Origin of the sequence: Yersinia mollaretii ATCC 43969 (assembly GCF_013282725.1) — a bacterium.
Classification (GTDB): Bacteria; Pseudomonadota; Gammaproteobacteria; order Enterobacterales; family Enterobacteriaceae; genus Yersinia; species Yersinia mollaretii.
On record NZ_CP054043.1, the window covers coordinates 3,100,540 to 3,114,972 of the forward strand.

A 14,433-nucleotide genomic window follows, 5' to 3' on the forward strand; every position below is an offset into this window, starting at 1 on the left:
TAATCATTACAAGCTGTGCGGGGGCGTCGATCTCCTCAGGCAGTATCCCCATATTAATAAATGCAGGTGCATGATGTGAATCGCCTGCGGTAAAAGGATCTCTTCATGTCCAATAGTTTAATGAATACTGCGATGAGTGGCCTGAGCGCCGCGCAATATGCCCTGAGCACCGTCAGTAATAACATCACCAATTTTCAGGTGGCGGGCTATAACCGCCAGAACGCTATCTTTGCGCAAAATGGTGGCACCTTAAGCCCCGCAGGCTTTATTGGTAATGGCGTGACCGTGACCGGTGTCAACCGTGAGTATAACTCCTTTATTACCAACCAATTGCGTTCTTCACAGACGCAAAGCAGCGGGTTGACTACCTACTATCAGCAAATCTCGCAAATCGATAATTTGCTCTCCAACTCCTCCAATAACCTCTCCGTCACCATGCAGGACTTCTTTAGTAACCTGCAAAACTTGGTGAGCAACGCCGGTGATGATGCGGCGCGTAAAACGGTATTGGGCAAGGCAGAAGGGCTGGTGAACCAGTTCCAGAATGCGGATAAGTATCTGCGTGATATGGATACCGGCGTCAACCAGAAGATCACCGAAAGCGTGACCAAGATTAATAACTATTCCGAGCAGATAGCCAAGCTCAATGATCAAATCACCCGCCTGCGCGGCAGCAGTGGCAGCGAACCTAACGCCTTGCTCGATCAGCGCGACCAACTGGTGACTGAACTGAATCAGATTGTCGGTGTGACCGTCACTCAGCAAGATGGTGATGCCTATAACGTCGCGTTTGCTAACGGTCTGCCACTGGTGCAAGGCTCAAGCTCTCACAAAATTGAAGCGATCGCGTCTAGCAGTGATGCCACACGCTTAGCCATTGGCTACAAATATGGCAGTGGCGACGTGATGGAAGTGGACGAAAGCCGTCTGGCGACCGGTAGCCTCGGCGGCACCTTGAAATTCCGCAGTGAAGCACTGGATAGCGCCCGCAATCAATTAGGCCAACTGGCCTTGGCGATGGCAGATAGCTTTAACACCCAGCATAAAGCCGGCTTTGATATCAATGGTGATCCGGGCGATGACTTCTTTAGTTTTGCTCAGCCCAATGTGCTGAAAAACTCGAATAATCAGGGTGATGCTAGCTTGACGGTAAAGTATACCGACACCTCGAAAGTCAAAGCCAGCGACTACAGTGTGGAATTTGATGGCACCGATTGGCAGGTGACTCGCCTGTCGGATAACACCAAAGTCCCGGCGAATCCGGTGAAAGATGTCAATGGTGACACCACTGGCTTGAGCTTCGACGGTCTCGACGTCAGCATTGATAACGGCACGGGTGGCGCACAAAGCAAAGATAAGTTTTTGGTGAAAACGGTGTCGAATGTGGCGGCTAATCTGCAAGTTGCCGTGACAGACTCCAGTAAAATTGCCGCCGCTGGGACAGCGGATGGTGGCGCAAGTGATAACGTCAACGCCAAAGCGTTATTGGATCTGCAAACTAAGAAACTGGTGGACAGCAAAGCGACCCTCTCTGGGGCTTATGCTGGGTTAGTCAGTAATGTCGGTAACCAGACCAATACCGCGAAAACCAACAGTGCGGCGCAAGCCAATATTGTTAAGCAGTTGACCGCCGAGCAGCAGTCTATTTCAGGCGTCAATCTGGATGAAGAGTACGGTGATTTACAGCGCTTCCAACAATATTATTTGGCGAATGCGCAAGTGATTCAAACGGCCTCAACGCTGTTTAATGCGCTGTTGGATCTGCGTTAAGTCTTTGTCTGCGGCCGCCTTCGCTGCCGCAACTTATCTTATTTTGCGTTTAGCTCGCGTTGATCGTCGAAACTCATTAACGGGCTGAACGGTGACTAAAAGGAACTGACATTGTGCGCTTAAGTACTAGCATGATCTATCAGCAAACTATGCAGGGCGTGACGAATGCCCAATCCCTTTGGATGCAGTCGGGCCAACAGCTTTCCACCGGAAAGCGTGTGGTTAACCCCTCTGATGATCCTATGGCGGCATCACAAGCGGTGATGGTGTCGCAATCCCAATCGGAAAATAGTCAATATACCTTGGCGCGTAGCTTTGCCCGTAATGAGCTGTCACAGGAGACCAAAACACTGGAGCAGGTGACCAGCACCATCCAGTCAATCCAAAGCATTATTATCAGTGCTAAAAGTGACATTCTGAGTGACGATGATCGTGCCTCTTATGCCACTCAGTTACAGGGTTTGAAAGATCAGTTGCTCAATCAGGCCAACTCCACCAACGGCAGCGGTCGTTACACCTTTGCCGCGTTTAAAAGTGACAAGCCCCCCTTTGTGGTGAGTGCCACGGGTGCAGTGACCTATCAGGGCGGGGATGTGGCGATTGAGCAAAAAGTGGATGCTAGCCGTGAGATGACGATTGGGCATACCGGGAGCAGTGTTTTTCTGGCGCTGACCAGTAATGCCAAACCTGAACCTGATGATGCGGCGGGTAATCCGGTTGCTGCTGAAGCCAATGTCTTCAATACCATTGATACCGTCTTAAAATCGTTGAAAACGCCCCTGGCGGGTGCCACCGATGCGGTGAAAGAGCAGGCGGAAGCCGAGATGGATAAAGGGATTCGCGGCATGGCCAACTCATTGAATAATGTGTTGTCGGTTCAGGCTGAAGTCGGTACTCAACTGCAAGAGTTGGATAATCTGGACAGTTTGGGCAGCGACCGCACCTTGAGTAATAAGCAGCGGTTGACTGACTTAGTGGATGTGGATTATACCGCTGCCATCTCCTCTTACGTCATGCAGCAGGCGGCATTGCAGGCCTCTTACACCACTTTCACCAATATGCAGGGTCTGTCTCTGTTCCAGTTGAATAAGTAATTCATGTTTAAACCTGTGGGCCAGCCCCACAGGTTCTCTCCCCGTCTCACTACCAACAATCCATCCGCCATCATTTACTCTACCGAATGATTCAGCTCGCCATGCCACTCAACACCACCGCCAGACGGTCAAAGAATTCGCTGAATAAGTGTTCGGCGAAGGGGGCGAGCAGCGGCATGATGAGTCCCAGCGACAAAATACCGACGGTCAGGGTCAGTGGGAAACCGATCACGAACACCGAGAGTTGTGGTGTCATGCGGTTAAGCATCCCTAAGGCTAAGTTGAGGGTTAACAGCAGGGTAATCAGCGGCAATGCCAGCATCAGGCCATTCATAAAGATCAGTGAGCCGGTCTGCGCCAGTGTCAGAAAACCGCCTCCATTAAGCGGCTCGAACTGGATGGGCAGGGTATGGAAACTGTCGGCTAGCAACGAGATGAGCCATAAATGACCATTAAAAGTGAGAAACAGCAGCATCGCCAACAAGTTAAGTAAGCGGGAGAGCACCGAGGTATTTGGCCCACCGGAGGGGTCAAAGAAGGTGGCGAAGGATAACCCCATCTGCAAACCAATCACTTCACCCGCCAGTCGAATGGCGGCAAAAGCAAATTGCATAGTTAAACCAATCGTGACCCCAATCAGTATTTGCTGGGCGGCGACCCACAGCGCGCCACTGGAGACTAATGGGATATTCACCGGCGGCAGTGCAGGGGCAATCAGAAAGGTGATTAATACCGCCAAACCCACTTTGACTTTGCGGTTGATCTGCTTCTCGCTTAACACTGGCGCGGTGGTGATCAGCGCCAGCACGCGAATTAAGGGCCAGAAGTATTGGCTCACTAAGGCCGCGAGTTGGGTGGTATCAAGGGAGAGCATGGTTAGCCGATCAACGTGGGCAGGCTGGTAAACAAGTTACGCATATAGTCCAGTATCAGGTTCAGCATCCACGGGCCAGCGATCACCATGGTAGTGAAGACCGCCAGTATTTTCGGGATAAATGACAGTGTCATTTCGTTAATCTGGGTTGCCGCCTGCAATAGGCTGACAATCAGGCCGCTGATCAGCGCCGCCAGCAAGAGTGGCGCGGCCAGAGCAAGGGCTATCTTCATTGCCTCGACGCCGAGGGCCATTACCGATTCAGGTGTCATGATGTCTCTGCCTTTCCCCTAACTGTAGAAACTTTGAGCGAGTGAACCCAACAACAACTGCCAGCCATCCACCAACACAAAAAGCATCAGCTTAAAGGGCAGCGAGATACTGGCAGGCGGCACCATCATCATCCCCAGCGCCATCAGCACACTGGCCACCACCAAGTCGATAATCAGGAAGGGAATAAAAACGGTAAAACCGATTTGGAAGGCGGTTTTCAGCTCGCTGGTGACATACGCAGGCAGCAAAATCCGCAACGGCACCATTTCTGGCCCTTCCAATGGCGGTAGATTGGCTAAACGGGCATAGAGTGCCAAATCAGACTCGCGGGTCTGACGCAGCATAAATTCACGTAGCGGTTGTGCGCCTTTATCCATCGCCACTTCCATGCTGATCTTGTCCTGACTGAAGGGCAGATAAGCATCCTGATACACCTTGTCAAACACTGGTGACATGATAAAGAAGGTCAAAAACAGTGCCAGCCCCAGCATCACCTGATTCGGTGGTGCTGAAGGTGTCCCCAAGGCGTTGCGCAGCAAACCCAGCACAATAATGATGCGGGTAAAACTGGTCATCATCAGCAAAGCCGCGGGCAAGAAACTTAAGCTGGTGATTAACACCAGTGTCTGTATCGGCAATGACCAACTCTGTCCACCATTCGCCAAGGGTTGGCTGATGATGCCGGGGAGTTGTGCCATGACCGCTGGGGAGCAGAGCAAGGTGAACAGCAGCAGGGAGGTTTTATTGAGTAGCAGGCGCAGTGACATCATGCCGATTTTTCCGGGTGTTTCGATTTTTTGTTAAATAGATGGTGGTTCAGTAACTGGCGAAAGTCAGCCGGTTTGGTACTTGGTGTTGGCGACGCGCTGTCGTCCACCGGCGGGCGGGGCAGTGTATGGAGTTGCGTCACCTGTTGTGATGTCACACCCAATACCAGCCAAGTGTTATCCACTTCGACGATCACGACGCGTTCGCGCTGGCCCACCTGACAACTGGCCTTCACACTCAATAACTTGTTGTTGCGTGCTTGCGGCGCAAAACCCAGACGGCGCACCAGCCAAGCTCCGCACAGAATCAACAGCAAAATGCCGCCCAACACACTGCCAACCTGCGTTAACACCGAACCTGCGGGTAGGGCGGGCGCGGTTTGTTGCACCGCGACACCCGGATGGCTAGCTGCAAAACCGGTCACGGGTGCTTGGGTTGTTGCGGATGAACTGGCTGATACGGGCACAGCCACTGCCCCCGAAGCCTCAGCTACGGGAGCGGTCGTCTCAACAGTGGCGGTCTGCGCTGCGGTCATTAGCGGCTCAGGCGACGCATACGTTCTGACGGGGTAATGATATCGGTGATACGAACACCGTATTTATCCGCTACCACCACCACTTCACCCTGAGCAATCAGATAACCGTTAATCAAGATATCCAGCGGTTCACCCGCCAGACCATCCAGTGACACCACGGAACCTTGCGAAAGACGCAACAGCTCTTTGATGGTCATTTTGGTGCGGCCCAGCTCCACGGTCAGTTTGACCGGGATATCCAAAATCAGATCGATATCTTGCAGGTTACCCAGTGCGTCCGGCGCTTCCAGTGATTTAAATACGCCTTCGGTCGTGGCCGCTGGTTTTTCCGTCGCCTGTTGCTCATTAAACGCATCAGCCCACAGATCGTCCACGGATTCCTTTCCATCGTCAGACGGAAGCTTAGGGTCACTCATTGGGCTGTTCCTCATTCAGAGCATTCAAAATAGGGTTAATCAAATGTTCAACACGCAGGGCATATTGCCCGTTTAATGTCCCGTACTGACTGGTCAGTACCGGTACGCCGTCGACATGAGCAATCAGTCGATCCGGCTTATCTATTGGGAGGACATCCCCCGGCTGTAGCTTGAGTATCTGCGACAATCTCAGCGGGATATCCACAAAATTAGCCACCAGCTCTAGCTCGGAGTGCTGTACCTGCTTGACCAACGTTTCACGCCAATGGCTATCTTCCTGACGGGAGTTTTCCAGTGGTGGATTGGTCAGCAGTTCGCGCAACGGCTCGATCATGGCAAACGGGATACAGATGTTAAACTCACCACTCAGCGCACCGATCTCCACATGGAAAGGGGTCGTGACCACGATATCGTTGGGGGAGGTGGTGATATTGGTGAATTTCACCTGTATTTCAGAGCGGACGTACTCGACATCTATCTTATAGATAGGAGCCCAAGCATCACGGTAAGCATCTAGCGCCAGCCGCAACATGCGATTAATTACCCGTTGTTCTGTGTGGGTAAACTCGCGGCCTTCCACCTTCGTCGGGAAGCGGCCATCACCCCCAAATAAGTTATCAACCGCAATAAACACCAAACTTGGGGCAAACACGAACAGTGCTGTGCCGCGCAAAGGTTTCAAATGAATCAAGTTGAGATTGGTTGGCACTGGCAGGTTACGGGCAAAATCATGATAAGGCTGAATTTTGATCGGGCCGACCGTGATATCTGGGCTGCGGCGTAACAGGTTAAACAGCCCCATGCGGAACTGACGGGCAAACCGCTCATTGATGATCTCCAGCGCGTGCAAGCGCTCACGCACCACACGTCGCTGGGTCGTCGGGTCATAAGGCTTAACGTCTGTTTCCGCGCCAGTGACCGCTTCAGGCTCTTCGCCCCCGCTGTCACCGTTTAACAGTGCGTCAATCTCTGCTTGTGAAAGAATGCTATCGCCCATAATGATTATCGCAGTATGAATGCGGTAAACAGCACATCGCTGACTACCTGATTAGGTTGGCCTTTAACCATTGGCGGGCTAAGAACGTTTTTAATTTCACCGACTAAACGCTGCTTGCCCTCTTCATTCGACAGGCTATCGGCGGATTGACGGGAGAGCAGCAACAGCAAGCGGCTGCGCACTTCCGGCAGGTAATCATTGAGTTTTGCGCGCGTGGCGTCGTCGGGCAGTCTTAAGGTTAATCCGATATAAAGCACGCGATCCAGATTGTTATCTGGCGTAATCAGATTGACCGTAAAGGTCTCCAGCGGCATGAATACCGGGATCACCGGGACGACTTTCGCGGTGGTAGGTTTGCTCTTGTTGAGCAACCACCAGCTATAACCACCCCCTGCGGATGCGGCTACAGCAACCAGCACCAACAGGATGACCCAGATCGAACTCTTACGCTTGGCCGGGAAAGTATTTTCAGACATGGAGAAGACAAATTCCTGTTTCGGTTTCAAACCGGTGGATCACGATAATAACCAAGGGCCAATCACCCTCGGTTATCTGAATTATTGCTGATGATTATCCCGCGTATCCTCAATGCCAATAGGCAGAATAGGTGGCGAAAAACGGCCTAGCTTGCCCGTTTGTCACCCTTTGGCGAAACTCTCACCGCCTTTTAGGCGAAAATATCAACACCGCCACTGCCGTTAGCCAAGGCTTGCAATGCCGCTGGCGTGACTAAGGGGGTGCTAGCAAGAGCATCAGCTGCCGCCGTTTCGCCATAGGCTGGCTGATGGCGTGAGGCAAAACCTTGCTGGTTTTGTTGGCTCTGCTGCTGAGCTTGTTGCCACTGCCCCTCACTGCCGACACTGCTTTGGCCCAGTTGAATGCCACTTTCAGCTAATGCACTGCGTAAACTTGGCATGGCCGCTTCAAGGGCCGCGCGGACCTGACTGTGGGCTGAGGCAAAATGGAGCTGAGCCTGATTATCTTCCATCTTCAAGCTAATCTGTAATGCGCCCAACTCCTGTGGATGTAACCGCAGTTCGGCGCTCTGCTGCCCATTGCGGCTGAACATCACCACTTGTTGCCCCAGTGACTGTTGCCACTCTTGGCTGCCCAATTGGGCGCTTAAATGACCACTGACCGGCACACTGACCTGAGCGCCTGTCGAGGTGGACAGTACAGGGCTGGAGATGGGCGGAAGTGCAGGGGTGACGGCCGATGAGCTGACGACGATTTTATCCAGCGCCGAGGTTGCCGTCACAGCGCTATCTGCCTGTGCGGCCAACGGGGCCGCTTTCACATTCGGCGTGCTATCGGCACTCTGCGCCGTCAAACGGGCCAGTCTATCTTGTGCGGTTTTGCTCTTCGCGGTGCTCGCAGATAGCGGGTCACTGCTCACCGTTTTATCACTTTTCAGATTGCTGCCGACCGTGGCGAGGGTGCTGCCCATCAGTGAGGCCAACCCTTTATCTTGTGATGTCAGGCTGGTGAGGGCGGCTAAATCTTGCTTGGCACTGCCTTTACTGCCGCTTAGGCCATTACCCTCAGTCAATGTGGCTTTTTGCCCATTGTTGGCACTGCCCAGTGTCGTGGCAACCTGATGCGGCAACATCGCCAGCAAGGTTTGCAAGGCACTGAGATCAGTTTTATCGGCACTGTTATCCAGCGCCTTGTCATCATCAACGGTAGTTTTCTTCAGATTCGCCGCATCACCGCTTTGTCCGGCATGAGTCAGCCCTGCGGGGAGTGTGGCACTGATATCGCCCAATGCCGCGAGCAACTGATTCAACTTGCTGCTGCCCGTGGTGGATTTGCCACCCTCAACATCGGCGGTGATATCGGTGGTGGCGGCCAGCGAGGATTTCAGTGTCGAAGCATCAATGGCGGTCAGCTCTTTGCCCAGTTGGTCGCCCAACAGTTTGGCAAAATCAGCTGGCAGCCCGGCGTCGGTAAAGAGCGCCGCAATGGACGACGAGGATGCAGCGCCTTCGGTTTCACTGGCGGTCGCCGTGGCAGGCAGTAGGGACAGATTCATGAATTAAGACTCCTTTGTGAGGCGCGCTGGGCGAACTCATCCATCAATTTTTGATCCAAACGGTTTTCCTGTAAGCGCTGGGTGGTCTCAGCCCGTTCTTGCAAGGTTTCAAACGCGTTTAGCCGTTGCTGCTTCTCTTGCCAATGCTTGACTGCCTGTTCAACTTTGACATTCCACTGCGCCAACTGATTGCGATGCTGATCAATGGCTTGTTCCAGTGTTTGAATAAATTGCTGATAATTTTGCCAGCTGGAGGAGGCCATGCCGTTACTCAGCGTGTCATTCAATCGCACCCGATACTCATCTTGATAAGAGAGCAACATGGTGAGTTGCTGCTCAGCATTATGGTAGGACAAGCGAACTTGCCCTAGCTGAGTGGTGGCCTGTTCGACCGCCTTTTGAGCGAGGTCGCGCAGGGTGACGAGGGGGGACTGGCTTTTCATCGGATTCCTCATTTATCATCCCCTTCGTTATTGACGCCGCAGGGGTGTTAGCTGCGCTCACGCCCCCGAATCACTTACTGATGTAAGCTCATCGGGATGAGTGAGCTTGCTGCCTACCTGCAACGCCAATAACTTTGGGTATGAGGCCGGATGACAGCGGTCTATGCTCAGGTTAATTAGCCCGGGAACAGGCTCTTCAGATGCTGGCAAGCATCTTCGTAACTGCTGCGTTCATACATGCCCTGCTGCAAAAAGATCTCCATCTGCGGGTAGAGCGCAATAGCTTTATCCAGCAAGGGGTCACTTCCGGCAGCATAAGCACCGACACTGACCAAATCGCGGTTACGCTGATAACTGGCCAGTAACTGTTTGAACTGACGCACTTTGCTGTAGTGGTTCTCATCAATCAGCGAAGTCATGGCACGGCTGATCGAGGCTTCAATATCGATGGCCGGATAGTGACCGGATTCAGCCAGACGCCGTGATAACACCACATGCCCATCAAGAATGGCGCGGGCAGAGTCAGCGATCGGATCTTGCTGGTCATCGCCTTCGGTTAAGACGGTATAAAATGCGGTGATGGAGCCACCGCCCGTGACGCCGTTACCGGCCCGTTCAACCAACGCGGGTAATTTGGCAAAGACGGAGGGCGGATACCCTTTGGTGGCGGGCGGCTCGCCGATGGCGAGGGCAATTTCACGCTGCGCCATGGCGTAGCGGGTCAAGGAGTCCATAATCAGCAATACGTGCTGGCCGCGATCGCGAAAATCTTCGGCAATGCGGGTGGCATAGGCAGCCCCTTGCATACGCAGCAGTGGCGAGACATCGGCAGGGGCGGCAATGACCACCGAACGGGCGCGGCCTTCTGGGCCTAAAATGTTCTCGATAAAATCTTTAACTTCACGGCCACGTTCACCAATCAAACCCACCACAATCACATCGGCTTGGGTGTAGCGGGCCATCATGCCCAGCAGCACACTTTTACCCACGCCAGAACCGGCGAACAGGCCCATACGCTGCCCACGACCCACCGTCAGCAGCGCATTGATGGTACGCACGCCGACATCCAAAACCTGCTCAATGGCGGTACGCTGCAAGGGGTTGATAGGGGGGGTGATCAGGGGCGCACGATAGCCGGTTTCAGGGGCAGGTAAACCATCAAGGGGTTTGGCACTGCCATCCAGCACGCGGCCCAGTAACTCAGGGCCGAGGGGCAGTTGTTTGCTGGCTGAAGCTCCACCAGTGGTGATGCGCGCATAGACTCTTGCGCCCGGCACGATACCTTCAACTTCTTCCAGTGGCATTAAAAACAGCCGTTGGCCGTTAAAACCGACCACTTCGCTCTCCACTTCCTGCACTTCGCCGTTATCGTAGCGCTCAATGAGGCAAGTTGCGCCCAAGGGGAGTTGCAGCCCGGTGGCTTCCAGTACCAGCCCCGTCGCGCGGGTTAATCGCCCGTAGCGACGAATGGTGGTTGATTGGCTGATCCGCTCTTCGAATTTATCCAAAGAGGTGAGCCAGCGACCTAGGCGGGCGGTCATTATAACTCTCCCGGAGCAGCCAGACGGCAGAGTTCATGCCAGCGGGTGGCCAGACTGGCATCCAGATCGCCCTCTTCGGCGCTCACCTTGCAGCCGCCCGAATGAATTTGGCTATCCCCCAGCAAACGCCAGCCATTGAGGCTCAGTGTAGAACCTAAGCGCTGCTCGACGAGGGCTAAATCCTCGGGATTGACCCGCAATTGGGGCTTGCCAGCAAACATCGGCTCTTGCTGAATCAGTTGCTGAATCTGGGCCAGTAACGCCGTACCATCACAAATAGCGGGCTGCCCCAGAATTTGTTTCGCGGCCGCCAGCGCCATCTGCATTAATCGTGAGGCGATCACGCTGTCGAGTGCATCAAGGGTACTTTGGAAGTCATTCACCAACATCTGCCAGTGCGCGGTCATCGGGGCCAGCTCTTTCTGAGCATCAGCCAATGCTTGTTGATGACCCTCTTCCAGCCCGGTTTGATAACCTTTATCCAGCCCCTCTTGCAACCCTTTGGCGAACCCTTGCTGACGACCTTGCTTCTCCGCTTCGAGTTGCAGATTCATCAGTGTCTGTTGCTCATCAATTTCGGTTGGCTCGGTATCAGTGCCCGGCTCATCGGTAAACAGCATACTGATATCCGGTGCCTGAACCACCGGAGGCGTCTCTGATTGACTGGCAAAGTCGTTGAGTGACCAAGGTTGCCAGGGCAGGGCATTAATCCGATCAGACATAGATATCCTCGCCACCGCCAATCACTATCTCGCCGCTCTCCGCCAAACGGCGGACGATAAGCAAGATGGCTTTCTGTTCGTTTTCGACCAGTGACATCCGTACTGGCCCACGGGTGGCAAGATCGTCGCGCAGAATCTCTGCCGCACGCAGTGACATGTTGCTGAGGAAACGCTCGCGCAGTGCCTGATCGGCCCCTTTCAAAGCAATCAACAGCGATTCGTTGTCGATCTCTTGTAGCAAACGCTGAATGCTGCGGTCGTCGACACTGGCCAAATTCTCGAACAGGAACATCTCGTCGATAATCTTCTGTGCCAGTTCGCCGTCGTATTCGCGCACTGCATCCATAACCGTCTCTTCCTGCTGAGTTTTCATCAGGTTGATAATCTCGGCTGCGGTACGGATACCGCCCATTTTGCTGCGTTTGAGATTCTGACCATCAAGCAGGTTGTTCAGCACTTCGGTCAACTCAGCCAACGCCGCTGGCTGGACACCGCCAAAGGTGGCGATACGTAGCATCACGTCGTTGCGCAGGCGCTCGTCGAACAGCGCCAGAATATCGGCCGCCTGAGCGCGTTTCAGATGAACCAGAATGGTGGCGATAATCTGCGGATGCTCGTCGCGGATCAGGTCGGCCGCCATCTGCGGCTCCATAAAGTTGAGTGTTTCCATGCCACTGGTGGTTTCGCGCGACTCCAGAATGTCTTCCAGCAAACTGGAAGCACGCTCTTCGCCCAGTGCTTTTATCAGCACGGTGCGCAGGTAGTCGCTGGCGTTCACACTCAGCGCGGCATATTGCTCGGCGTCATCTTCAAACTCAGCCAGGACATCGACCAACTGCTGGTGAGAGACCTGACGCATACTCGCCATAGTGGTACTGAGTTGCTGTACTTCGCGCGAGGAGAGATGCTTAAACACCTCGGCGGCATGGTCTTCACCCAGTGTCATCAGCATGATGGCGCTTTTTTCAGTTCCGGTCAGGCTCATTGGTCATTACTCATCCATTGACGGATCACCAACGCGACAATACGTGGGTCTTTATCCGCAAGTTCGCGTATACGCTGGGCCTGAACTTCAGCACTCACGCGCTGCTGATTCTTCTTACGCAGGGCCAGCTCTTCTTTACTTTGCTTCACCGTCTCAGCGGTCTGCGCGGTCTGCACCATGCTATTGACCGAGGCTGCGGCTTTATCAGCAATTTGTTTCTTGGTGATCATTGGGCGCACCAGTTTGCGCCACAGAATCCATGCCACCAGCAAGATCAGCAGATAACGACCGGCATTCAGCAGCTGATCAAAGAACGACTGTTGTTGCCAGAAGGGCAGGGAGCTGCCGCTGCCATCATCGGTGGCATTAAATGGTGTGTTGACCACATTTAAGGTGTCGCCACGGTCAGTCGAGAAGCCCATCGCCTCGCGCGTCAGTGATTCCACTTGCGCTAACTGATCTTTCGACAAGGCAACAGGTTTGCCCGCTTTATCACTGCCATAATTGACCACCACCGCCACCGACAGGCGCTGTACTATGCCCGCTTGTTGCTGGGTATGGCGAATGGTGCGGTCAACTTCAAAGTTAGTGGTTTGGTCGTGACGACTATTGCTGGAGGTGGCTGTCGAGCGGGCTGCTGTGGTTGCCGCAGGGCGGTTCGCGGCATTGGCGTTATTCGCCGTCGCGCCAGCAGCACCTGCCGCAGGGGCTGGCTGAGGCACTTCAATCGGCGCGACTGGCGTCGCCGAGGGCTGATTGGAGAGTGCGCCCGGTACACCGCCGACATTGCTGCCGCCCAGTTGCTCGCTATTACTGGTTTGCTGGGAGCGAACCGCCCCTTGGTTGGCGGCCTGATTCGGTTTGTACTCTTCGTCGGTCTGCTCGCGGCTGGCAAAATCAACCTGTGCCGTGACCTGCGCATGGACATTGCCATTACCGACCATCGGCGCAAGGATAGTTTCGATGCGGCGCTGGAAGCGGTTTTCAACTTCATTGGTAAATTTGAGTTGCGCGGCATTTAAATCGCGACCGGCGCTGTCGGATTGCGTCAGCAAACGACCTGTTTGGTCAACAACCGTCACATTGCCCGGCGGTAAACCCGCCACACTGCTGGAAACCATATAGACGATAGCGTTGATCTGGCCATCATCGAGTGCGCGGCCCGGTTGCAAAGCCAGTGTCACCGAGGCCGTCGGGGATTTTTGTTCACGGACGAAGAGCGAGGGTTTTGGCATCGCCAAATGAACCCGTACATTCAACACTGGCCCGAGAGTACCAATGGTGCGAGCAAGTTCACCTTCCAGTGCCCGCTGGTAGTTAACTTGTTCACTGAATTGGCTGATACCAAATTTTTCTTGATCCAGTAATTCAAAACCGACCGCACCGCCTTTAGGCAGCCCTTGTTGCGCCAAACGCAGGCGGGTTTCATGCACCTTCTCTGCTGGGATCAACAATGCGCCGCCATTATCAGCGAAGCGGTAAGGAATATTCAGTTGTGTCAGTTGTGTAACGATTTCACCACCGTCACGATCACTGAGATTGCTATAAAGGACGCGGTAATCGGGGCTTTTAGCCCATAACATCAGCGCGACAATGATAGCGACAGCCGCTGCCGCCGCAATCAGCAGTGGGATTTTTGGATTCGCGCGTAGGCGTGCCAGCGTCGTCGTAAAAGCGTTATCACGATTTTCACCGCCAGTTATTGAGGCATTCATACACGTCCTTGGCCAAGCTGAACAACGTTTGAGTGAGTATTTTTTATATAATTAGTGTGTCGGAACAAAACAGACTCCCAAGTGCTGTAAGCGATAAAGCATCAATAGCTGTTCTCCCCTTTTATGGGCATGCCATTATTTGCCGTAAGTTATAATTCGATGGGTCAATAAGCTGGTATTTTTGGGCCTAATTATCCGCTTTAGCGCAAAAATGATGTGTTAGGGTGTCATCCTGAAAATAGTGACAGGTGATAGCGGGTGCTTCAGC

The 14,433-nt window shown here is 53.6% G+C and carries 15 protein-coding genes; 2 read left to right on the forward strand and 13 right to left on the reverse strand.

The window, feature by feature from the left end:
* Nucleotides 1–105 precede the first annotated feature (105 nt).
* Together flgK and flgL are read left to right on the forward strand one after the other, a co-directional pair.
* The gene (flgK, locus tag HRD69_RS13700) at nt 106–1,770 is read left to right on the forward strand and encodes a flagellar hook-associated protein FlgK (RefSeq protein WP_032815647.1); all 1,665 of its coding nucleotides are present in this window, start codon (nt 106–108) and stop codon (nt 1,768–1,770) included.
* Between the two features lie 113 nt (nt 1,771–1,883).
* On the forward strand, nt 1,884–2,864 hold the full coding sequence (gene flgL / locus HRD69_RS13705) for a flagellar hook-associated protein FlgL (RefSeq protein ID WP_032815649.1): 981 nt from the start codon (nt 1,884–1,886) through the stop codon (nt 2,862–2,864).
* 91 nt (nt 2,865–2,955) lie between these two features.
* On the opposite strand, the gene fliR is transcribed toward flgL, so the two are convergent.
* The 13 genes from fliR to fliF all read right to left on the reverse strand — a co-directional run bounded on the left by fliR (nt 2,956) and on the right by fliF (nt 14,165).
* Nucleotides 2,956–3,738: a flagellar biosynthetic protein FliR gene (fliR, locus tag HRD69_RS13710; protein ID WP_004878217.1), complete on the reverse strand. Its 783-nt coding sequence runs from the start codon at nt 3,736–3,738 to the stop codon at nt 2,956–2,958.
* A 2-nt stretch (nt 3,739–3,740) separates the two neighbouring features.
* The gene (gene fliQ / locus HRD69_RS13715) at nt 3,741–4,010 is read right to left on the reverse strand and encodes a flagellar biosynthesis protein FliQ (RefSeq protein WP_004700941.1); all 270 of its coding nucleotides are present in this window, start codon (nt 4,008–4,010) and stop codon (nt 3,741–3,743) included.
* 18 nt (nt 4,011–4,028) lie between these two features.
* Entirely contained in the window at nt 4,029–4,781 is a 753-nt protein-coding gene (fliP, locus tag HRD69_RS13720) for a flagellar type III secretion system pore protein FliP (protein WP_049611052.1), read from the reverse strand.
* Nucleotides 4,778–5,314: a flagellar biosynthetic protein FliO gene (gene fliO / locus HRD69_RS13725; RefSeq protein ID WP_032815188.1), complete on the reverse strand. Its 537-nt coding sequence runs from the start codon at nt 5,312–5,314 to the stop codon at nt 4,778–4,780. The genes fliP and fliO overlap by 4 nt, the downstream gene beginning before the upstream one ends.
* The gene (gene fliN / locus HRD69_RS13730) at nt 5,314–5,730 is read right to left on the reverse strand and encodes a flagellar motor switch protein FliN (protein WP_032815187.1); all 417 of its coding nucleotides are present in this window, start codon (nt 5,728–5,730) and stop codon (nt 5,314–5,316) included. Before fliN ends, fliO begins: the two co-directional genes overlap by 1 nt.
* Nucleotides 5,723–6,727, reverse strand: a complete 1,005-nt coding sequence (fliM, locus tag HRD69_RS13735; protein ID WP_004876586.1) for a flagellar motor switch protein FliM — start codon at nt 6,725–6,727, stop codon at nt 5,723–5,725. The genes fliN and fliM overlap by 8 nt, the downstream gene beginning before the upstream one ends.
* Nucleotides 6,728–6,732: 5 nt before the next feature.
* The gene (fliL, locus tag HRD69_RS13740) at nt 6,733–7,203 is read right to left on the reverse strand and encodes a flagellar basal body-associated protein FliL (protein WP_032815186.1); all 471 of its coding nucleotides are present in this window, start codon (nt 7,201–7,203) and stop codon (nt 6,733–6,735) included.
* Between the two features lie 191 nt (nt 7,204–7,394).
* Nucleotides 7,395–8,759, reverse strand: coding sequence for a flagellar hook-length control protein FliK (locus HRD69_RS13745; protein WP_032815185.1), 1,365 nt, complete (start codon nt 8,757–8,759; stop codon nt 7,395–7,397).
* Nucleotides 8,756–9,202 carry a flagellar export protein FliJ gene (fliJ, locus tag HRD69_RS13750; RefSeq protein ID WP_004876581.1) on the reverse strand — a complete coding sequence of 149 codons (447 nt, stop codon included), beginning with the start codon at nt 9,200–9,202 and terminating at the stop codon, nt 8,756–8,758. The genes HRD69_RS13745 and fliJ overlap by 4 nt, the downstream gene beginning before the upstream one ends.
* Nucleotides 9,203–9,378: 176 nt before the next feature.
* A complete protein-coding gene (gene fliI / locus HRD69_RS13755; protein ID WP_004876579.1) occupies nt 9,379–10,743 on the reverse strand; it encodes a flagellar protein export ATPase FliI in 1,365 nt (454 codons plus the stop codon).
* On the reverse strand, nt 10,743–11,465 hold the full coding sequence (gene fliH / locus HRD69_RS13760; RefSeq protein WP_032815184.1) for a flagellar assembly protein FliH: 723 nt from the start codon (nt 11,463–11,465) through the stop codon (nt 10,743–10,745). The genes fliI and fliH overlap by 1 nt, the downstream gene beginning before the upstream one ends.
* Nucleotides 11,458–12,450: a flagellar motor switch protein FliG gene (fliG, locus tag HRD69_RS13765; RefSeq protein WP_032815183.1), complete on the reverse strand. Its 993-nt coding sequence runs from the start codon at nt 12,448–12,450 to the stop codon at nt 11,458–11,460. Before fliG ends, fliH begins: the two co-directional genes overlap by 8 nt.
* Nucleotides 12,447–14,165 (reverse strand): flagellar basal-body MS-ring/collar protein FliF, encoded by a 1,719-nt coding sequence (gene fliF, locus HRD69_RS13770; RefSeq protein WP_004876575.1) that lies wholly within the window; start codon nt 14,163–14,165, stop codon nt 12,447–12,449. The genes fliG and fliF overlap by 4 nt, the downstream gene beginning before the upstream one ends.
* Between the last annotated feature and the right edge of the window lie 268 nt (nt 14,166–14,433).

Excerpts from the sequence above, each read along its gene's own strand:
- fliH (WP_032815184.1), bottom strand. The coding sequence starts at position 11,465 with ATGTCTGATCGGATTAATGCCCTGCCCTGGCAACCTTGGTCACTCAAC.
- HRD69_RS13745 (WP_032815185.1), bottom strand. The coding sequence starts at position 8,759 with ATGAATCTGTCCCTACTGCCTGCCACGGCGACCGCCAGTGAAACCGAA.
- fliQ (WP_004700941.1), bottom strand. The coding sequence starts at position 4,010 with ATGACACCTGAATCGGTAATGGCCCTCGGCGTCGAGGCAATGAAGATA.
- fliM (WP_004876586.1), bottom strand. The coding sequence starts at position 6,727 with ATGGGCGATAGCATTCTTTCACAAGCAGAGATTGACGCACTGTTAAAC.
- fliI (WP_004876579.1), bottom strand. The coding sequence starts at position 10,743 with ATGACCGCCCGCCTAGGTCGCTGGCTCACCTCTTTGGATAAATTCGAA.
- flgK (WP_032815647.1), top strand. The coding sequence starts at position 106 with ATGTCCAATAGTTTAATGAATACTGCGATGAGTGGCCTGAGCGCCGCG.
- fliP (WP_049611052.1), bottom strand. The coding sequence starts at position 4,781 with ATGATGTCACTGCGCCTGCTACTCAATAAAACCTCCCTGCTGCTGTTC.
- fliO (WP_032815188.1), bottom strand. The coding sequence starts at position 5,314 with ATGACCGCAGCGCAGACCGCCACTGTTGAGACGACCGCTCCCGTAGCT.
- fliG (WP_032815183.1), bottom strand. The coding sequence starts at position 12,450 with ATGAGCCTGACCGGAACTGAAAAAAGCGCCATCATGCTGATGACACTG.
- fliR (WP_004878217.1), bottom strand. The coding sequence starts at position 3,738 with ATGCTCTCCCTTGATACCACCCAACTCGCGGCCTTAGTGAGCCAATAC.
- fliJ (WP_004876581.1), bottom strand. The coding sequence starts at position 9,202 with ATGAAAAGCCAGTCCCCCCTCGTCACCCTGCGCGACCTCGCTCAAAAG.
- fliL (WP_032815186.1), bottom strand. The coding sequence starts at position 7,203 with ATGTCTGAAAATACTTTCCCGGCCAAGCGTAAGAGTTCGATCTGGGTC.
- fliF (WP_004876575.1), bottom strand. The coding sequence starts at position 14,165 with ATGAATGCCTCAATAACTGGCGGTGAAAATCGTGATAACGCTTTTACG.
- fliN (WP_032815187.1), bottom strand. The coding sequence starts at position 5,730 with ATGAGTGACCCTAAGCTTCCGTCTGACGATGGAAAGGAATCCGTGGAC.